The following is a 20429-nucleotide window of genomic DNA, read 5'->3' on the forward strand; positions in this document are numbered from 1 at the left end:
GACAAAATTCTACAAGGATATGCGGGTGTAGTTTAGTGGTAAAACCTCAGCCTTCCAAGCTGATGATGAGGGTTCGATTCCCTTCACCCGCTCCAACTATACATACTCATAACGCAGGGTTTCGTTACCTGGAGAACGAAGCTTTGCGTTTTTTATTTTCAAACAATAAGCGGGTATGAAAAAAGTTTCATTTAATGGTTGCATATTTTTCTATTAAGATATATAATTATTTTATTAGTTAATTCGACAAAATTCTACAAGGATATGCGGGTGTAGTTTAGTGGTAAAACCTCAGCCTTCCAAGCTGATGATGAGGGTTCGATTCCCTTCACCCGCTCCAATCATACATACTCATAACGCAGGGTTTCGTTACTTGGAGAACGAAGCTTTGCGTTTTTTATATTTTCGGGCAGAAATCCTACTGATTACAGCAGGATTTCTTTTTATTGTGCAAATTTGTAAGTATCTGTTCTTTTGCCTATAATTCAGGTAAGCACAAATGGAGGAATGAGGTTGTACATGGATAAGAAGCTGAATGTGAAATCATTTTTTTCTTTGTTAAGATCGGAAAAACTGCCAATGGGAATGGTGTTATTTGTCGTAGTGTTAAGTTTGGTGGAAACGGTAGCGAGTCTCGTCGTCCCGTTGGTTACGAAGAATCTGGTTGATATGATATCTGGAAGCGGGATAGAGCGAACAACGATATTCCTTTTGCTAGGGGCTTTTATTGTCCAGACCGTTGCGGGAGGTTTTTCCTTCTACTTTTTGAGCTATATCGGTGAAAATGTTGTAGCTGGAATCCGCCGGAAATTATGGGACCATATTTTACAATTACCCGTATCATTTTTTGATTCCCATCAGTCCGGTGAAACGCTTAGCCGGATCACTCAGGATACAAATACGATTAAGACGATCATCACGAATCATTTCGTGACATTCATTTCAGGGATCATATCGATCATCGGGTCGATCATCATCTTATTCCTGTTGGACTGGCGGATGACGGTCATCATGATCAGCATCGTACCGCTATCCATGCTGATCCTGATTCCGCTTGGGCGGAAGATGTATAAAGTCTCTAAGCAGACGCAGGATGAAATGGCCACCTTCAGCGGAAATCTAGGGAGGGTCCTAGGCGAGGTCCGTCTAGTGAAGTCGCATAATGGCGAAGAGTTGGAACGTGAAAAAGGCAATCGTGGCGTTAGGGAGCTCTTTCGTTTTGGATTGAAGGAGGCTAGGATCCAAGCCATCATTTCCCCCTTCATGACGACAATCATGATGGTGATTCTCGTAATCCTTATTGGATATGGGGGAGTTCGGGTGGCTTCTGGTGCACTGACAGCGGGGACACTTGTTGCCATCATTATTTATATGATCCAGATCATCGTGCCCTTTAGTCAGATGGCCTCATTTTTTACGGCATTTCAAAAGGCGATGGGAGCGACGGAACGAATCCAGGGCGTCCTTTCGATACCTGGTGAAACCTATGAAGGGAAGCATAACACATTGGTCACAGCTGATTTGACGTTTAAGGATGTATCATTTTCCTATCAAGCGTCTAAGCCCATTTTGAATGATTTATCGTTTACGGTTCCTGCCAATAAGACGGTCGCCCTGGTGGGACCAAGCGGTGGTGGGAAGACGACGATATTTTCGTTGATTGAACGTTTTTATGAACCCACGAATGGGATGGTCTCGTTGGGAACGGTGTCAATTAAGGATATTGAACTTTCCATATGGCGGTCGCAAATTGGGTATGTGTCACAGGAAAGTCCAATCATGACGGGGACGATAAAAGAAAATATAGCGTACGGGCTAGGCCGTCAAGTTAAAATGGATGAAATCATCGAAGCAGCAAAGATGGCAAATGCCAACCAGTTTATCGAAAGGCTTCCGGATGGCTTTGATACGGAGGTAGGGGAAAGAGGCGTGAAGTTATCGGGTGGTCAACGGCAGCGGATTGCCATTGCCCGGGCTGTGTTGCGCAATCCGAAAATCCTGCTATTGGACGAAGCGACATCCAATCTCGATAGTGAATCGGAACTTCTTGTTCAGCATGCCATCAAGAACCTGATGGCGGGCAGGACGACCCTGATCATTGCCCATCGGCTGTCGACGGTCATTGATGCGGATCGATTACTGGTTGTGGAAGAAGGGCGGATTACTGGGGCGGGGACACATGAAGAATTGCTTGCAAGTCATGGCTTGTATCGAAAGCTCGCCACGCAGCAATTGCAACTGCAGAATTGAGCACTTCAGGGGAGTAGCCTCCGAATCTGTTAAAAAATACACAAAAAAAACATGAGCCATTATCTCGATATGACTCATGTTTTTGCATTATCCTTCTAGGACGGAAAAAGATCCTTCTCCGCCGTGAATCTCGAGGAACATATCCATCAATGACTTTGTGAGCTGTTCGGCTTCTTTGATGGGTGTCTTTGCTTGTAAATAGATGATCTGGATGGCATGTTTGGTGTCTTCGGTGACCTTCGTCCGTTCCGAATCGACGTAGGGACTCCCGAATGCGCCGTCATCATCAGCTGAAACGATCATGTTTTCCATCGAGTTCACCCGCCCATTCAATCCAGGATATTGGTCCGGACTTCCACCAATTTTAATGGAGAGATCACCTGATAATGCATCTGCATCATAGATGCCAATCGGGACCTCGTATAAAAGCGAGAAGAAGTTATTCAAGTCGATGGCTGAATGGATAGGGGATAAGTAATTCTGCTTTTTGACTCGGCGGTATAGGGCCTCGACGGAAGGGCGATAGCGTGAAGGGTTCGTCCCGGTCATTTTGAAAATCTCCCGCCATTCTTTGATACCCGGAAAATCCGTGAGTTCCTTTTCTTCAAGATCAAAAAATAAAGCTTCTTGAAATAATTGAAGTCTCCCTTTTACCATTTGCGGCGAGGGGCCGACTTCGATGTTTTCGTATGTAATGAAACCAATCTTGAAATCGGGAACTTTGCTTGCGAGATTAGAGGAAATCTTAATTTCCAAGTGATACACCTCCAAAAATGATTGAAATTAGTTTATCATAGATACCAATGGTTTGATATGTTACAAGCATCATTGGGTAGAATGAAGAGAACGAAGGTGATAGAAATGGATATGCATGCACTCAAGCAAGAAGTGATTTTATATAGTAAGGAAATAGGCATCGATAAAATCGGTTTTACGTCAGCCACGACGTTCACGGAGTTGAAAAGCAGGCTGATCCGACAGCAGGAGCTGGATTATCAGTCCGGCTTCGAAGAAAAGGATATCGAAAAAAGGGTCAGGCCCGAATTGATCTTCGATAAACCGCAATCAATCATATCAATTGCGCTTGCCTACCCTTCGAAATTGAAGGATGCCCCTCAAAGCAAGAAAGGAGAGCGTCGCGGGATTTTTTGCCGGGCCTCCTGGGGAACGGATTACCATACCGTGCTCCGTAATAAACTGCAGCTACTTGAAGATTTTATAAAAGGGAAAGTCCCTGGAGCCATGGCGAAATCAATGGTGGATACGGGGGAGCTATCGGACCGGGCCGTTGCAGAGCGGGCAGGAATCGGATGGAGCGCTAAAAACAGCATGATCATCACTCCGGAATTTGGTTCGTATGTGTATTTGGGTGACATGATTACCAACTTGCCGTTCGAGCCGGATCAGCCGATGGAGGATCAGTGCGGCACATGCAATAAGTGTGTGGATGTATGCCCAACAGGTGCCCTTGTGCAAGGTGGACAGTTGAATGCCAAACGCTGTATTGCATTTTTGACGCAGACGAAAGATTTCCTTCCGGATGAATTCAGGACGAAAATAGGCAACCGGTTATATGGATGTGATACGTGTCAGACTGTCTGTCCAAAAAATAAAGGGATGGATTTTCATTTTCATGAAGAGATGGAGCCGGATCCCGAGCTTGCCAAACCGCTGCTGAAGCCATTGCTCACCATCTCCAATCGCGATTTTAAAGAGACATACGGACATGTATCTGGATCATGGCGTGGCAAAAAGCCGATTCAGCGGAATGCCATCTTGGCATTGGCTCACTTTAAGGATGAAACCGCCATGCCGGAACTGATCCAAATCATGCAAGAAGACCCGCGCCCCGTTTTGCGTGGCACGGCTGCCTGGGCGATCGGGAAAATCGGTCGGGAACGGTCGACCTCCATTTTGGAAGAAGCCAGGTTGAAGGAAAAAGACGAAGAAGTGCTCGCGGAAATTGAAAAAGGATTACAGTTCACTTACCATAATGAATAAAAAGGAAGGCCCCGAATGCAACCATTCGGGGCCTTTCCATTTTTAGCAGTTTGACCGATAAATAGTGTGATTTGACCGATAAAAGTGGCAAAACGACCGATAAAAAGCCGAATTGACTGATAAAACCACCCCATCGACCGATAATTGCTCCTCGGTTGAGCAATGGACCGAATGAAGTTGTGTTTTTAACCAAGCCCTCCTTCATACACATTAGAAGAGGCGCTATGAAGGAGGGCTTGATTTTGAGGGAACAGTTGAAACGGCTTTTACAGGAAAGGGTTGAACTTTACACTTCCAATGAGCATGTACGGGGAGAGGGTAAGATCTATCTGAAAAAGGAAGCACTGAAGAAGCATGATACGGAAATTGTCCGTGTGAATGCTGCTGGAAAGGTTGACTCGGAACGGCAGGAAGGGGATTTGAAAATCCTGACCTATCAAGTGCATCTGCAGTATTTAATGAAGCAGGAGGATGGCTTCTATATAGAAGAGGAGATGGAAGAGAGGGAGGCGCGGTTTCGGGATGAATACTTAATAGAAGAACGGGAGCTTGAACCTGATTTAGAACCTGACGAGGACCCGGAAAATTGGGAAGTGGGTTTGGATCGGCTTACTTATAAGTATGACCGGATGAAGGCGGTTCAGTATGCGGAGCGATGGTGGAATGAGTTCAATCCACAGTATTATAAATTCACCGATGACTGCACCAACTTTATTTCCCAGTGCTTGCATGCCGGGAACATCCCGATGTGGGGCGAGCCGAACAAGAATAAAGGGTGGTGGATCAGAGGAAAGAATTGGAGCTATACCTGGACGACAGCTCATTCTTTGTATCATCTGCTTAAGGGAGGGAAAGGGATCAGGACAAAAGAAGTGGAGACGGCACAGGAATTGAACCTGGGTGACATCCTGTGCATTGACTTTGAAGGTGACGGGCGGTTCGATCATAACTTGATTGTGACGGCAAAGGACCAAAAAGGCATGCCTCTTGTGAATGCCCATACGATGAATAGTCGCCATCGATATTGGACGTATGAGGATTCGACTCGATATACACCGAACATCGTCTATAAATTTTTCGTGATATTAGATGGAGTGTGATTGTTTTTAGTCTGTTTGTTTAATGCTATAATTAGTTGAAGTTTAAACTAGAGGTGAAAATGAAGTGGCAATACATGTAGTTTTATATCAACCACAGATTCCAGCAAATACAGGAAATATCGCAAGAACATGCGCAGGAACGGATTCACACCTGCACCTTATCCGTCCGCTTGGTTTTTCAACGGATGATAAACAGCTTAAACGGGCTGGGCTCGATTATTGGGAACATGTGAAGATTCATTATTATGATTCATTGGAAGAGTTTTTTGAGAAGAATGCCGGCGGTGCATTTTATTACTTAACCAAATTTGGTGAACAGCCGCATACAACCTTCGATTACAGTGATCAAGAAAGTGAAATTTATTTTATTTTCGGACGCGAAACGACAGGACTGCCAAAAGAGTTGATCAAAGAGAATATGGACAGATGTCTCCGTATTCCAATGACGGATAAAATCCGGTCACTGAACCTTTCCAATACGGCCGCCATCTTGATTTATGAGGCGTTAAGACAACAGGATTACCGTGACTTGGAATTAAAAAGAGAATATTAAGGAGTTATTCGTCAGCGGGGTGGGGATGCTTTGCTGACGAATGCTTATACATAATTAGGGGGTAAAGCAATGAATAACATCATCGAGAAAATTCTGGACCACCGTTCCGTCCGTTCTTTTGAGGACAAGCTATTGTCTGCGGAACAAATTTCCACGATTGTTGAGTGTGCACAGGCTGCATCAACTTCAAGCTATATCCAGGCCTATTCGATCATCGGGGTGACCGACCCGGAAAAGAAAGCCAAGCTTGCTGAATTGGCTGGACCTCAATCATATGTAGAGAATAATGGACATTTATTCGTGTTTTGTGCCGATTTACATCGTATGGACATAGTAGCCGAGATGGAAAACGAAGATCTTACTGCACCAATTGAAAGTACGGAAAAATTCATGGTGGCCTGCATCGATGCCGCACTCGCTGCTCAAAATGCGGCGCTTGCTGCTGAATCAATGGACCTCGGCATTTGCTATATTGGTGGTATTCGTAATGACCTTCAACAAGTTTCGGAAATCCTGGACATCCCACATCGTGTCGTTCCTCTATTCGGCCTTGTTGTCGGGTATCCAAAAAAACGTTCAGACAAAAAGCCAAGACTTCCTCAAGCCAATGTATATCATGAAAATGGCTATCAAACGGATAAACAGACCTTCATCGGTCAGCTAGAAGCATACAATGAAACGATTTCCGACTATTATGAGCAACGGACCAAAGGAAAACGGAAAGAAACCTGGACGCAACAAATGGCGGACATGGCCGGCAAGAAAAGCCGGATGTATATGAAGGACTTTGTGGAAAAACAAGGATTGAAAAAACAATAATTATAGGTGGATGATTCTCTACTTCATGTTCGAGCATCCATTTAAAAGGATTACATCTCATTAATTATATAGAGCTTAAAAATAAGAGCCTGACACTAAGTGTTGGGCTCTTATTTCTTGTATAAATTAAAATAATGCAGATATTCTTTTTCTGATAGGATGTAAAAAAATTTTCCGATGAATTATTTCGAAGGTTCAAGGAGGCATGTCATAAATCAAGTATAAGGAGATTATCCGCTTTTTAACAAAGTAAATATTAACAAAGGCAATAGTGAGAAAACTTCACAGCCTAATTAAGTATATAATAAACATTTGTACTGATAACTTCATAATAAGAAAGGAAGTAACAATTTGCAGGTATTAGGTGGTATTTTATTTTTTTGTAGCTTCATATCTATCTTTGTATTTATCATTTTAGGTATAGTAGCACTACTCAAAAAGAACGGAAAGGCAAAATCACGTTTTATTGGAGTGGGTGGTTCATTTATTGTCGCCATCATTTCATTTATTATTATAGGAGCAAGCGGGGAATCTGAAGAAACCACAACAGATAAAGAGAAGCCAGCTCAAGAACAGAAAACAGAAAAGGCAGAAACACCTGAAGAGAAAGCAGAGAGAGAGGCCAAAGAGAAGGCCATTGTTGAGGAGAAAGCGAAACAGGCTGCTGAAGAAAAAGCTAAGGATGAAGCAGAGGCTAAGAAGAAGGCTGAAGCTGAGAAGAAAGCCAAAGAAGAAGCTGAAAAGAAAGCTAAAGAAGAAGCGGCTGCTAAAAAAGCAAATGCAAAACCTATTGAATATAATAGGTTGAAGAAAAATCCAGATAAAATGATTGGTGAGTATACGAAATATACGGGTGAGGTTATTCAGATCCAGGAAGAAGAGGACTTTACGGCCATCCGTTTAGCTGTTACAAAAACATCATATGGATATGATCCTAATGACATTATAATGGTCATGTATGCAGGTACGACCGATTATATAGAAGATGATGTTATTACTGTGTACGGAACTATTTCTGGCGAATACAGCTACACTTCCCAAGCCGGTTGGGAAATCTCTATTCCAAGCATGCTTGCTGAAGAGTTTGAAAAGTAAAAGGAAAGTCACTCTTAGTGGAGGCACTTATATGGTGTCTCTTTTTTATATGCCTTCCAAAAAAAAGGGGCTACCCCCACAAGTCATTCCCATGACTTGTGGGGATAGCTCCCTTTTTCGTATGCTCTTATTTATTTTTCACACCTGGTTTGTCGGCATATCCACCAGTGAAGATGGCAGCTAAAAACGCAATTGTTACGGCAATGACAATAACTGTTCCCATGATGTAACCTCCCTTTACCCATATTGTCCCACTTAAGTATAGGCTTAGTATACCCCAATTTTTAGTAGATGTGCACGTAAAATTTCTTGCCTCGTGATTTGTCACCAAATATTCAAGACTTTAAAGGAAAACCTTGGATTGGGCAGCCGGACAAGATGAACCTCTTTGGAAAGTCTGACATGTTTGTCAAACTCGGCGCATAGATTTAAGTATTCTCTGAAAGTGATAGGGGGAGGTTCCTAGATGGATATTTTAAAGAAAATCGAAAAATTTAGAGAAGATGAACAGAAGCTGAAGTGGGAAGGCACCTTCGCAGAATACTTAGAGATACTGAAAGAAAAGCCATTAGTTGCACAATCTGCTCATTCGCGTGTATACAACATGATCAGAGATGCTGGGATAGAGGAAGTAGATGGAACGAAGAAGTACAACTTTTTCAGTGGTCAGCTGTTTGGACTTGAGGATTCATTGGAGAGGCTCATCGAGGAGTATTTTCATCCCGCCGCTAAGCGGTTGGATGTCCGAAAGAGGATTTTGCTTTTGATGGGACCGGTATCTGGCGGGAAGTCTACATTGGTTTCACTCCTTAAGAGGGGGCTTGAAAGTTATTCGTTAAATGACTCAGGGGCGATCTATGCGATAAAAGGATGTCCGATGCATGAAGATCCACTGCATCTCATTCCCCAAAACTTGCGGCAGGATTTCTTTGAGGAATATGGCATCCGAATTGAGGGGAATCTGTCACCGCTGAATGTGATGAGATTGGAACAGGAATATGGCAGCCGGATTGAAGACGTGATGGTTGAGCGTATCTTCCTTTCAGAAGACAAACGTGTGGGGATTGGTACATTCAGTCCGTCCGACCCTAAATCACAGGATATTGCCGACTTGACCGGAAGCATCGACTTTTCGACGATCGCCGAATTCGGATCTGAATCAGATCCGCGAGCCTATCGCTTTGATGGTGAGCTCAATAAGGCAAATCGCGGAATGATGGAGTTCCAGGAAATGCTGAAATGTGATGAGAAGTTTTTATGGCATTTGCTCTCACTGACTCAGGAGGGGAATTTCAAAGCAGGAAGGTTCGCATTGATCAGTGCAGATGAACTGATCGTTGCCCATACGAATGAAACGGAGTACAAGGCATTCATATCCAACAAAAAAAATGAAGCCCTACATTCCCGGATTATCGTCATGCCGATCCCGTATAACTTAAAGGTGAGCGAAGAAGAGAAGATTTATGAAAAAATGATCCATGAAAGCGATGTTTCCGATGTCCACATTGCTCCGCATACATTGCGGGTGGCAGCCATTTTCAGTATCATGACCCGTTTAAAGGATCCGAAAAAGGGTGATATCGATTTATTGAAAAAGATGAGATTGTACGATGGGGAAAATGTTGAAGGATTCAACTCCGCGGACATCAATGAACTGAAGAAGGAATACCAAGATGAAGGCATGAGCGGGATCGATCCACGGTATGTCATTAACCGGATATCCTCCACAATCATTCGGAAGGAAAACCCGTCCATCAACGCACTTGACGTATTGATGTCGTTGAAGGCAGGCCTTGACCAGCATCCGTCGATAACGAACGAGCTAAGGGAACGATATTTGAATTTCATTTCGCTTGCACGTAAGGAATATGATTCGATTGCCAAAAATGAAGTGCAAAAAGCGTTTGTGTATTCCTATGAAGAGTCGGCGAAGATCCTTATGGACAATTACCTAGATAACGTCGAAGCATACTGCAATAAATCAAGACTGCGCGACCCACTTACTGGGGAGGAAATCAATCCAGACGAGAAATTGATGCGTTCGATTGAAGAACAAATCGGCATTTCTGAAAATGCCAAAAAAGCCTTCCGTGAAGAAATCCTGATCCGTATCTCGGCCTATGCAAGGAAAGGAAAACGATTTGATTATAATTCCCATGACCGCCTACGTGAAGCCATTCAGAAAAAGCTGTTTGCTGATTTGAAGGATGTTGTCAAAATCACGACTTCAACCAAGACACCGGATGAAAGACAATTGAAGAAAGTGAATGAAGTCATCAAGAGGCTTATTGACGAACATGGGTATAACTCGACTTCCGCCAATGACTTACTTCGCTACGTAGGAAGCTTGTTAAACCGCTAAAACAAGAAGACCCCTGCCTTAAAAGGTGGGGGTATTTATTGGAAGAAAATATTGTAAACAATACCAGTTCGTGGTATCTTTTAGCTGAAGCAGTTATTATCCGATGTTAATAAAACAACCTATTAAAATCCTCTGAAATACTTCGCGCTTCGGGTATTTTCACATGATCGGACAACATGTACATGAAGAAACGTTGTCGTGCCATGGATTAGTAAGGTTTTTCTGTTTTGTAAGCGTAATCATAAAAAGGTTGATGGAGGGATTTCAAATGAGTGTAATTGCTGAATTGAATGAATTGGCTGGTAAAATCAACAGTAATCCGGAGCATATCCAAAACGAGGAAAATCGTGTGTATCAATTCAACATTGAAGAGATTGGACCGATTCAGCTGTTGATTAATAATGGACAAGTTGAAGTGATCGAAGGTACGACAAATGATCCAGAAGTGACATTGAAATTATCAGAGAAGAATTTCTCCAAGTTATTAAAGGACGATTTAAATACAACGGTCGCTTTCATGACAGGTGGCCTAAAGGTAGATGGAAACATCGCTTTGGCATTGAAACTGCAGGAAATTGTAAAACGTTATAAATGAAAATACCGAACTCTGCCGTTCTTGGGAGAGTTCGGTATTTTTGTGTTGTGGGTTCTTTTATTCAGTGACATTTAATCCGTATTGTTCGATGAGTGTGACGAGCTGGCTTGGTGATAATTTGTCTTCGCGGTATTCGATTTTGATTTCGCCGTCATCCACATCGATGATGGCACGCTCGACGCCTTCCGTACTCAATAGGATGGACTCTAAATTTAAAATCGGGCCCTCGGTTGTCGCTTCCCTCACATAGAGTGTAGTGGTTTCCATGCTCCATTCACCTCCTGGATTTTTTCCATATAGATTATCTATACCCTTTATCCATTGGACATATGTACGGTTTGAAAATTGGAAATATAGGGTATCAATAAGGTAGAGGTGATATAAAATGAGTAAAGAAGAATTGAAAAGAGAACATGTTCCAGAGAACAGTTCGATGGCGAAAGACTTAGACGAGATGAAAGAACTTGGGAAGCAAATGGAACGGCAGAGAACGAACGAAGAACTGAAGGAATGGGATAAACGACCAGGTACCGTCCAACATGAAGTCGAGGAAAAAAAAGAGTGAAAAGGCCTGCCATTGAAATCGTTCCATCCATGTAAAAGGGTATCCAAGGAAATCACAGGATGCCCTTTTATTTGTGTCAATGCCTATCGAAAAACCGCATTGATCGGGATGGGAGACCGACATCCCCTGCAACTCCTCCTTTTATAGATCCTTCAAATCTTAATAACCCGTAACGTAACTACTTCATTCTCTTTGTTTTCTCTCTAAAACAACGATTCCGCCCGCTTATATCATTTCATTAGCACCGGTCACTCACTGAGGATATTCCACGCAGTGAGTTTCTTGATGTTCAGGTTTATCCTTCCCTGTCGGCCTGGGACAGCTGCAAAGCATGTCCAATTTCTTTTATCGTGTAGGAACCCGTCTTATTTTTTTTAGGCAAAACAACCATTAATGAATTTTTGTGTAAATTATCCAACGCCGCTGCATAGGATAGAGTAATACTTTTATTTTTATCCGATTTTTCTCGAATTGTATATTTGAATAGCTAAACCTGTGTTGATGTGGGCTTTCTCACACTAATTTATTATATGAAGGAATGATGAAAAGCGTGCAAACATTTTTAAGGGGGGAAGAGAATGTCAGAAGAGAATAATAAACAATACGTGATCTCAGAGGAAAACTGGTCCCTCCATCGGAAAGGCTATGATGATCAACAACGCCATCAGGAAAAGGTGCAAGAGGCTATCAAGAATAATCTGCCTGATTTGATTTCTGAAGAAAGCATCGTGATGTCCAATGGTAAGGATGTTATCAAAATCCCGATTCGCTCCTTGGATGAATATAAAATCCGCTATAACTATGATAAAAACAAACATGTCGGTCAAGGGGACGGAGATAGTAAAGTCGGGGATGTCATTGCAAGAGATGGATCGCCATCGAATGCCGGTTCCGGAAAAGGGCAAGGTGCTGGGGACAAGGCGGGCGAGGATTATTATGAGGCCGAAGTGTCGATGATGGAGTTGGAGGAAGCATTGTTTAGCCAATTGGAGCTGCCGAACCTTCAGAAAAAGGAACATGCGGAGCATACGCTTGAGCATATTGAATTCAATGATATCCGGAAAACCGGCTTGATGGGGAATATCGACAAAAAGAAAACGATGATATCGGCCTTCAAACGGAATGCCTTAAGCGGCGATCCAGGCTTTCATCCCATTTATAAGGAAGACTTCAAATTCAAGACATGGAATGAGGTCGAAAAGCCGGATTCCAAAGCGGTCGTGCTGGCGATGATGGATACATCAGGAAGCATGGGTCTTTGGGAAAAATATATGGCCAGGAGCTTCTTCTTTTGGATGAACCGCTTTTTACGGACAAAATATGAAACTGTCGAGATAGAATTCATTGCCCATCACACCGAAGCGAAAGTTGTGCCTGAAGAGGATTTCTTTTCAAAAGGGGAAAGCGGTGGAACGATTTGTTCATCCGTCTACCGTAAAGCATTAGAACTTATCGATCATAAATATGACCCTGTGAAATTCAATATCTACCCGTTCCATTTTTCCGATGGCGACAACCTTACGTCCGATAATGCCAGGTGCGTCAAGCTCGTAGAAGAACTCATGAAGGTCTCCAATATGTTCGGTTACGGCGAAGTCAACCAGTATAACCGCCATTCCACCCTCATGACTGCCTATAAGAACATTAACAATGAAAAATTCAGGCATTATATCCTTAAGCAAAAGGCCGATGTATTCCATGCGATGAAGAGCTTTTTCAAGGAAGAAGAAAGTAAGAAATACGCATAAAACAAAGAAAAAGAAGCCTGTGATGGCTTCTTTTTTTGTTAGTTTAAGAGGTCCGAGCTTAGTTATCGAGTAACCAGGGATCATCCCTTTATGTAAATTGGCTGGTAATCCAAGGGCATTGGTCGATGTTTACTCACAAAATATCCTGGTGATCGATGGATAACACTTTTTTTCAAGGGAAGCTAAAACTAAAATTATTAATGTGAGTGTGCTGGTTGCATTAACTAATTTCTTGAAGTGCCGATATAAGAAAAGAATGAAGGATTTTATACCTAAAAGGGGAGAGTTTTAAGAATAATAATAGTATACGGAGGGAAATAAAGTGAAGATGTATAGGAACTTGAAGATAAAAGTAAAATTGATTGTGGCATTTTTGTTAATGAGCATGATTCTAGGAGCTGTCGGAATATACGGATTAACGAATCTAAGTCATTCTAACGATGATCTTGAATCCATGTATCATGACCAGCTGGTGCCCCAGCAATATCTTAATGAAATCGAGGTTGCGTATCAAGATATTCGAATCGGTGTCCGTAATTTGGCATTTGTCGCAAAAACGCCTGCAGAAAAAGAAGCGGGTGAGCAGGTAATCCTTGAAAAGATGGACGAAATTGATGCATTAACGAAGAAATTTGAAAGCAGTAATATGAATGCTTCTGAAAGAAGCCTTGTTGAAGAATACAAGATAGCCCTGGCGGATTTTTATGTCCTGACGGAAAAAAATATGGCATTAGGGAAGGCGAATGATATAGAAGGATTCCTCCGAACATTAAAAGAAAACAAAGGGAAGGGCGACCAATTGGAAATAAAGATTGAGGAGCTAAATATCATGACGGATGAATTGGCCCGTGATGCTTATAAAAGCGCCAATGATTCCTTCACCCATACTAAGAGCACTACATATATCCTTATCATTTTTTCAGTATTGCTTAGTATTGCTCTAGGCTATTTTATTTCTCAGGTGATATCGAAACCGTTGAATAAGGTCGTGCAATTGGTCGTGGATATCTCAAAAGGAGATTTAACCCAAACATCGGATATTGATACGAAAGATGAAGTGGGGGTTCTTGCCAAATCAATGAATGAAATGGTAAGCAATCTTAGAAATATGATGAAGGGGGCATTCCACACATCCGATCAGGTGGCTGCCTCGTCAGAAGAGCTGACAGCAAGTGCTGAACAAACAAGTAAGGCAACGGCGGATATCTCCAGTGCCATCCAAATGATAGCGGATGGAGCCGGCAGCTCTGCAGCAAGCCTTGAGGAAAGTTCGACGGAGTTAGGGGAAGTATCGCTTTCCATTCATCATATGGCAGAAAGTTCCCATGCCATTGCGAAGTCTGGATTACATGTCGCTGAGCAAGCGAAATTGGGTGGCGAATTCGTTGATAAAACGGCGCTACAGATTCAGACGATTTCCCAATCAGTTGATAAAAGTGGAGAAGCGATTCAATCACTGGATAAAAGGTCTCAGGAAATAGGCGAAATAACAAAAGCGATTACAGAGATAGCGAATCAGACGAACCTGTTAGCATTGAATGCGGCCATCGAAGCAGCTAGGGCAGGAGAACACGGGAAAGGGTTTGCCGTGGTCGCTGATGAGGTCCGTAAGCTGGCTGAACAGTCTCAGCACTCTTCGACTCAAATCGCTGAACTTATTAAAGAAATTCAAGAAGACATGATGAAATCCAATCAATCCATCAACCAAGTCAAATTGGACGTGAAAGAGGGACTTGGTATCGTCTCGAAAACAGAGGAAAGTTTCAAAGTCATCTTGGATTCGATTAGGGATTCGAGTGATCAAATCGAAGAAATGGTCGCAACTTCCGAGCAAATGTCAGATAGTGCTCAAGAGGTTTTAACCAATTTAACGGGCATCACGACCATTGCAAGAAATGCAACAGGTCATAGTCAAAACGTTGCAGCTGCCACGGAAGAACAATTGGCATCCATGGAAGAAATAGCTTCTGCCTCAAATAATCTTTCGAGGATGGCCAGTGACTTACAGGAACTATTAGGTACGTTCAAACTATAAAAACGTCCAGCTCCGCCATCCCTACACTTCATAGGGATGGCATTTCCATTAGCGGTTTGTTTTCAAGTACGAAGCTCGGCAGGGAATAGATAAATAAAAACAATAAACAGCCGATATTATGGAATAAATTGATAATTCGGCCGGATGAAAGGATCAAAAATGAGTGAAGAAACTAGGTATATGGAAAATGAATTATTAAATCTTTTAGATGCTTTCAAGGAGTTGAATTCAGATTTAGATGTGAAGGTTGTCTTTCAGAATATCATTCTCCAGATGGCCAAGCTTTTGGATGCAGAAGCAGGTACGTTATGGGTGACAGATCCCGATCGTGATGTAATAAAAGCCACTGCCGTATATGGGCCGACTTCCTCATCCATTCTCAAAGTAGAATTGAAAATGGATGAGGGAATCGTCGGAAAGGTGATCTGTTCAGGAAAACTACAGTTGATTTCTGATGTATCAACAGATCCGGCTTGGGCACCGAGAGTGGACAAGGATAGCGGTTTTACCACCAAGTCCATGCTTACGGTTCCGTTAATTGCAAAAGGGAAAGCGATTGGTGCCATGCAGCTTCTTAATAAAAAGAACGGCCAAAATTTCACTAGGAAAGATGCCCAAATGGCCCTCGTCTTAGCCAACCAGTCAGCATTGGCACTGTACAATAGCCAAATGTTCGAGGAAATTCAAAATATTAATCTAAGCATGATCCGCACGCTTGCCAAAACCCTGGATAAGAGAGACCCATATACTGCCGGTCACTCGGAAAGGGTGGCCACTTATTCTAAATGGATGGCTCTAAAAATCGGCTTGGATACCAAAACATGTGAGGAATTGTATAAAGCGGCCTTGCTTCATGACATTGGGAAAATCGGTATCCCCGATGAAATTCTACGAAAGCCTACTAAACTGTCGAATGAAGAATACGAGATCATAAAAAAGCATCCTGAAATCGGCGCGGATATTTTGTCGACCATGGAGCCAAAAAGAACAATCATGAATGCGGTGGAAACGGCAAGATACCATCATGAAAGGCTGAATGGAAGTGGATACCCTGATCAATTGGCAGGAAAGGAAATCCCTCTCTTTGCGAAAATCGTCGGAATTGCCGATACTTTCGATGCGATGACGACAGATCGACCATATAACAAGGGACTTAGTTACCATGAAGCGGCAAAAGAGCTGATGACATGCAGGGATACACATTTCGATGAAGCATTGGTTATTGCTTTTCTGACCGCCTTGGAAGAGCGGAAATACATAACGATAGAAGAGGGACATGCATTGGAGGGAAGGTAAATGAATCCATTTGATTTCATGCTGATTGGGCATTTCGTGGGGGACTTTCTGTTTTTAGACCCGGTGGATTGGCTAGCAACAAAGCCACAAAGTGGATTCTTCTATTCACGCATGTGACTGTCTATACTTCATCGTTTTTTTATTCGGTCTATTGGCAGGAGGAATCTTACTTTGGGGGCTCACAGTCATCTATTTCGGACATATCGTATTGGATCGGCAAACCTTCGTCTCTTTCTGGGGGAGGAATATCCAAATGGCCGATGAAGATCCAGGGTTGGTTATCGATCATGGTCGATGAAATCTTCCATATCATTCTACTGGCCATAGCGATTTATCTTTCATAAAGGGGGAACAGGGAATGGAACGTTTTATAAGAAAATATAGCATCGAAAAAGATTTTCCTTTATCTAGATCCTTCGTTTGGAAGGTGTTGGGGGACAATGATCGCTTAAACCGGTTCATTGGTTTATTCCCTGTCGAATTCGGTAAAGTGGAAAACAAGCAAGGTGGGATTTTTTATCGAGATGCAATAGCAAAGGTAGCTGGATTCGTCGATATCTTGTGGAAGGAATATCCCTTTCAGTGGGTGAAAAATGAACAATATACCTTTGAACGCATATACGAAAAAGGTCCTTTTACTAAGTTGGTAACCACTTTTGAATTTTTGGAATCAACGATATACGAAAATGGATGCAAGGTCTTGATCAAGAGTGAATTTACTCCTCGTAATCTATTGGGTTTGGCGGCGATCCCCCTCATAGGAATCAAATCAATGAAAAACACGATCCGGTATGTGGACGAGCAGATGCTAGTGGCCAACGGTACCATTGAAAAAATCCACTATCAGAAAAAATCAGTAGGACAAGTAAATCTTGAGGAATTGAATCGCTTAGAAACGCTGCTTGATGAAGCACCCGTTAACCCGGATTATAGGATAAAGTTGCATGGATTATTGAGGGATGGCGAAAGCAATGATGTAGTCAAGATGAATCCTTATAAAGTTGCAAGCGAATGGGGAGCGGAGCCACTAGAGGTCTTGCGTCTTTTTCTCTACGCAACAAAAGCGGGCCTCTTAAATTTAAGCTGGAACCTGATTTGCCCGAATTGTCGTGTCTCCAAGGTGGAATATACGACTTTATCAAAGCTGGAAGGTCAATTTCATTGTGATTTATGCGGAATTGACTATAACGCGGACTTCGGTAAATATGTGGAACTGAATTTTTCCGTGCATCCATCCATAAGGAAAGCATATGACCAGGTTTTTTGTGTAGGCGGGCCGATGATCACCCCGCATGTACACATGCAAAGGGTGATACAAAAGGGGGATTCCTTTGCCTTCCCTCTTCCCGATGGTTTTGTGAAAATGAGGATACGCGTGTTGCAGGCGAATCATATTGTTACATTCGATGAATGGCCGGAAGATGAAAATATTAAGGCGATGGCCTATACATATGAGGACAACGGTTGGCATAGAAGCGGAGAACAATATAATCTAAAGAATGATGAAATGATGATATCCAATGAAAGTTCGTCGGATATCGTCGTTGTCATGGAAAAAGCCGAATGGAACCAAGAAGTCGTAACAGCTGCTTGGGTCACCTCTTTGCAGGAATTCCGGGACCTGTTTTCGTCTGAAGTATTATCCCCCGGGCAGCAGGTTGGCATCGAGAGCGTGACCATTTTATTTAGCGACCTTCAAGGATCGACATCCTTATACGAAAGCATAGGGGATGCAGACGCCTACGGGCAGGTTCGCAGGCATTTCGAGTTTCTGAGCCATTGGATTTCAAAGAATTCCGGGGGTGTCGTCAAGACGATCGGAGATGCCGTGATGGCGGTATTTCATCTGCCGGAGGATGCCCTGAAAGCCGCCATTCAAATACAAGAACATGTGTCAGAGTTCAATGCCACGGTAGGTGATCCCATTGTCTTGAAACTAGGTTTATATAGTGGCCCAGCGATTGCCGTGAATTCGAATGATCGATTGGATTACTTTGGAAGGACTGTGAATATGGCTGCACGCGTACAAGGTCAAAGCGCCGGTCATGATTTAGTGCTTAGTGAGGATGCCCTTCAAAATGAAAAAATGCAAGCAATCATCATGGGGCTCGAAAGGTTTGAGATAATTCCATTCAAGGCTTCTCTAAAAGGAATCAATGATGATGTGGCGTTAATTCAGCTAAAAAAAAGAGTACCAGGCTCCCTTATCGTACAGAATGAAGAAGTGAGTGATGTATAATAAATACAAAAAATCCCAGTAAAATGAAGACTACTGGGATTTTCAGGCTGAGTATTACCGATTATGCTGGTTAAACCAAGTAATGAAATTATCGACGACCACATCCAAAAACTGTACAGTCGGTTCATGGGTCAGGTTGCCTTCTTGATCGAATTTTTCATGCACGGCCCCTACATACACTTCATTTCCAGGAAGAAGCGGAGACGAGACGCCTGCGGCAAATAAGATATCCCGTAAATGCAATTGGGCCTTAACCGTCCCCAAATTCCCCATGGAAGCCCCGACGATCCACGATGGTTTACCAATCAAGACTTTATCCACACGAGACATCCAATCAATCGCATTGACTAACACGCCTGGCACTGTCCCGTTGTATTCAGGGGTCACCCACAAAACCGCATCCGCATGGGCCACTTTGTTTTTAAACTCTTTCACAACGACTGGCGGGTCGTTTTCGATATCCTGGTCGAAAAATGGTAGATCCCGAATGTTCAAGATTTCAAGTTCGAATTTATCTTGATACCGCTTTTGAATGTATTTAGCGAGTTTCAGGTTATAAGATTCCTTTCGAATGCTTCCAACGATGGCAACAACTTTCATCATAAAACCTCCTATTATTTGATTGCACGAGCTGATTCTTCATTAATAGTATAATTGTTATTTTATTGAAAGGGAAAAGAGACGCTCATATGCTTTGCTCGAATGTCTCCATTCAAGAGATAAAAAATCTATGCCTCGTTTACCCTTCGATGGTAATACTTATCAAGGAAATAGCCGAAAACGGATGCAAGCATTTGTTGAAAGAGCATCCCGAGAATCACGGGCACGGCAACGGCTGCAGGGAAATAGGTGGTGGCAAGGACTGCACCGGCACTGATATTGCGCATCCCCCCGGTAAAGGTCAAGGTAATGACGTCTTCTTTTTCCCAGTGTAGTAGTTTACCAATCCACCAGGAAAATGCATAGCCTGAAGCGGCGATGAAGAGTACCAAGAGTGCCATGACCAGTAGTTTCTCGTTGAAATGGGTCAGGTAGGGTGCGATTTTTGAACTGTTCAAGATCACGACAATCCCTACGCTTAGTTTGGAAAAAGGAGCCAGACGGGGGGCAAGCCTCTCTTTTATTTTCCCTTTTGTGGCCTGGTTCAAGAACATCGCAAGCATCGAAGGTATAACGATCATCCCGATCAGGCCTTTCACCATGGGCCATATCTCTATTTCAATCGTGCCTCCCCCAAAAAGTGAAACGCTATAAGGCACAATGAAGGGGGAAAGAAGGGTGTCGATAAGGATAATCGTCAAAGCTAACGCGGCATTCCCTTTATAAATGGTGATCCAGATGATGCTGGTGACTCCGGTTGGAATGACGACACCAAGGACCAATCCGGTAATCGTGAAAGCATCCCCTTGAAACACCAGGTGCCCGAGGGCCCAGGCCCAAATCGGCATAAGGATATGCAGGATCATTAATACTATGAAAATGGGTAAAGGATGATAGACTGCTCGTTTCAAGGATTTGAAATTGGAGCCTAGGCTACCGGTAAAGGTAATGAAAGCAAAAATCCATGGAACCAAAAATGTATAATCGGTTAGCCGTTCGGCCAACAAGACACCGATGACAACGCTTATCGGTGTGATGAATGGCATGGCTCTATTTAAATATGTATTGATTGACTGCAGTGACATCCATCCACTTCCTACCGTTTAGTTTCTTCGTTTTTAAGTGTACCATATTCCCAACAATGAATATCGGAACAAAAATCCTTAGTTTA

19 protein-coding genes and 2 tRNA genes are annotated in these 20429 nt (G+C 42.8%); 16 read left to right on the forward strand and 5 right to left on the reverse strand.

Translation table 11 applies throughout. The features are described 5' to 3' along the window. The first annotated feature begins 21 nt into the window (after positions 1–21). From ACQKIC_RS17555 to ACQKIC_RS17565, 3 genes are all read left to right on the forward strand, one after another. Positions 22–95: transfer RNA gene (locus ACQKIC_RS17555), tRNA-Gly, on the forward strand. 171 nt (positions 96–266) lie between these two features. Further along, positions 267–340 (forward strand) — tRNA-Gly (locus ACQKIC_RS17560). 179 nt (positions 341–519) lie between these two features. Next, entirely contained in the window at positions 520–2250 is a 1731-nt protein-coding gene (locus ACQKIC_RS17565; protein WP_427592046.1) for an ABC transporter ATP-binding protein, read from the forward strand. Between the two features lie 87 nt (positions 2251–2337). On the opposite strand, the gene ACQKIC_RS17570 is transcribed toward ACQKIC_RS17565, so the two are convergent. Continuing rightward, positions 2338–3006, reverse strand: a complete 669-nt coding sequence (locus ACQKIC_RS17570; protein ID WP_402867499.1) for a B3/B4 domain-containing protein — start codon at positions 3004–3006, stop codon at positions 2338–2340. 105 nt (positions 3007–3111) lie between these two features. Between ACQKIC_RS17570 and queG the strand changes: the two genes are divergently transcribed. Next, the gene (gene queG / locus ACQKIC_RS17575; protein WP_402955236.1) at positions 3112–4251 is read left to right on the forward strand and encodes a tRNA epoxyqueuosine(34) reductase QueG; all 1140 of its coding nucleotides are present in this window, start codon (positions 3112–3114) and stop codon (positions 4249–4251) included. Here the strand turns inward: queG and ACQKIC_RS17580 are convergent. Further along, the gene (locus ACQKIC_RS17580) at positions 4232–4444 is read right to left on the reverse strand and encodes a hypothetical protein (RefSeq protein ID WP_427592047.1); all 213 of its coding nucleotides are present in this window, start codon (positions 4442–4444) and stop codon (positions 4232–4234) included. The genes queG and ACQKIC_RS17580 overlap by 20 nt on opposite strands. A gap of 49 nt (positions 4445–4493) precedes the next feature. Here ACQKIC_RS17580 and ACQKIC_RS17585 point away from each other — a divergent pair, with 49 nt between their 5' ends. From ACQKIC_RS17585 to ACQKIC_RS17610, 6 genes are all read left to right on the forward strand, one after another. Next, the gene (locus tag ACQKIC_RS17585; RefSeq protein WP_402955239.1) at positions 4494–5351 is read left to right on the forward strand and encodes an amidase domain-containing protein; all 858 of its coding nucleotides are present in this window, start codon (positions 4494–4496) and stop codon (positions 5349–5351) included. 64 nt (positions 5352–5415) lie between these two features. Then, positions 5416–5904 carry a tRNA (uridine(34)/cytosine(34)/5-carboxymethylaminomethyluridine(34)-2'-O)-methyltransferase TrmL gene (gene trmL / locus ACQKIC_RS17590; protein WP_402867501.1) on the forward strand — a complete coding sequence of 163 codons (489 nt, stop codon included), beginning with the start codon at positions 5416–5418 and terminating at the stop codon, positions 5902–5904. 69 nt (positions 5905–5973) lie between these two features. Continuing rightward, on the forward strand, positions 5974–6723 hold the full coding sequence (nfsA, locus tag ACQKIC_RS17595; protein WP_402955242.1) for an oxygen-insensitive NADPH nitroreductase: 750 nt from the start codon (positions 5974–5976) through the stop codon (positions 6721–6723). A gap of 351 nt (positions 6724–7074) precedes the next feature. After that, complete coding sequence (locus ACQKIC_RS17600) at positions 7075–7818, forward strand: hypothetical protein (protein WP_402867503.1); 744 nt, start codon at positions 7075–7077, stop codon at positions 7816–7818. A 466-nt stretch (positions 7819–8284) separates the two neighbouring features. Next, a complete protein-coding gene (locus ACQKIC_RS17605) occupies positions 8285–10180 on the forward strand; it encodes a PrkA family serine protein kinase (protein WP_402867504.1) in 1896 nt (631 codons plus the stop codon). A gap of 268 nt (positions 10181–10448) precedes the next feature. Beyond that, positions 10449–10775: an SCP2 sterol-binding domain-containing protein gene (locus ACQKIC_RS17610; protein WP_427592048.1), complete on the forward strand. Its 327-nt coding sequence runs from the start codon at positions 10449–10451 to the stop codon at positions 10773–10775. A gap of 57 nt (positions 10776–10832) precedes the next feature. Here the strand turns inward: ACQKIC_RS17610 and ACQKIC_RS17615 are convergent, their stop codons facing one another. Next, positions 10833–11042, reverse strand: a complete 210-nt coding sequence (locus ACQKIC_RS17615) for a heavy-metal-associated domain-containing protein (protein ID WP_402955245.1) — start codon at positions 11040–11042, stop codon at positions 10833–10835. Positions 11043–11160: 118 nt separating this feature from the next. Here ACQKIC_RS17615 and ACQKIC_RS17620 point away from each other — a divergent pair, with 118 nt between their 5' ends. The 6 genes from ACQKIC_RS17620 (at position 11161) to ACQKIC_RS17645 (ending at position 18658) form a co-directional block, all read left to right on the forward strand. Further along, complete coding sequence (locus tag ACQKIC_RS17620) at positions 11161–11340, forward strand: hypothetical protein (protein WP_402955248.1); 180 nt, start codon at positions 11161–11163, stop codon at positions 11338–11340. Between the two features lie 578 nt (positions 11341–11918). Then, positions 11919–13088 carry a sporulation protein YhbH gene (yhbH, locus tag ACQKIC_RS17625; protein ID WP_427592049.1) on the forward strand — a complete coding sequence of 390 codons (1170 nt, stop codon included), beginning with the start codon at positions 11919–11921 and terminating at the stop codon, positions 13086–13088. 340 nt (positions 13089–13428) lie between these two features. After that, a complete protein-coding gene (locus ACQKIC_RS17630) occupies positions 13429–15123 on the forward strand; it encodes a methyl-accepting chemotaxis protein (protein ID WP_427668721.1) in 1695 nt (564 codons plus the stop codon). A 180-nt stretch (positions 15124–15303) separates the two neighbouring features. Beyond that, entirely contained in the window at positions 15304–16419 is a 1116-nt protein-coding gene (locus ACQKIC_RS17635) for an HD domain-containing phosphohydrolase (RefSeq protein WP_427668723.1), read from the forward strand. Between the two features lie 91 nt (positions 16420–16510). Further along, positions 16511–16717, forward strand: a complete 207-nt coding sequence (locus tag ACQKIC_RS17640; RefSeq protein ID WP_427592051.1) for a hypothetical protein — start codon at positions 16511–16513, stop codon at positions 16715–16717. Positions 16718–16777: 60 nt separating this feature from the next. Then, positions 16778–18658 (forward strand): adenylate/guanylate cyclase domain-containing protein, encoded by a 1881-nt coding sequence (locus tag ACQKIC_RS17645; protein WP_427592052.1) that lies wholly within the window; start codon positions 16778–16780, stop codon positions 18656–18658. 54 nt (positions 18659–18712) lie between these two features. Here ACQKIC_RS17645 and ACQKIC_RS17650 read toward each other — a convergent pair whose 3' ends face one another. Together ACQKIC_RS17650 and ACQKIC_RS17655 are read right to left on the reverse strand one after the other, a co-directional pair. Next, complete coding sequence (locus tag ACQKIC_RS17650) at positions 18713–19258, reverse strand: NADPH-dependent FMN reductase (protein WP_427592071.1); 546 nt, start codon at positions 19256–19258, stop codon at positions 18713–18715. Positions 19259–19386: 128 nt separating this feature from the next. Next, positions 19387–20343: a bile acid:sodium symporter family protein gene (locus ACQKIC_RS17655; protein ID WP_402990701.1), complete on the reverse strand. Its 957-nt coding sequence runs from the start codon at positions 20341–20343 to the stop codon at positions 19387–19389. Between the last annotated feature and the right edge of the window lie 86 nt (positions 20344–20429).

Origin of the sequence: Peribacillus sp. NPDC046944, from assembly GCF_050272735.1 — a bacterium.
Classification (GTDB): Bacteria; Bacillota; Bacilli; order Bacillales; family DSM-1321; genus Peribacillus.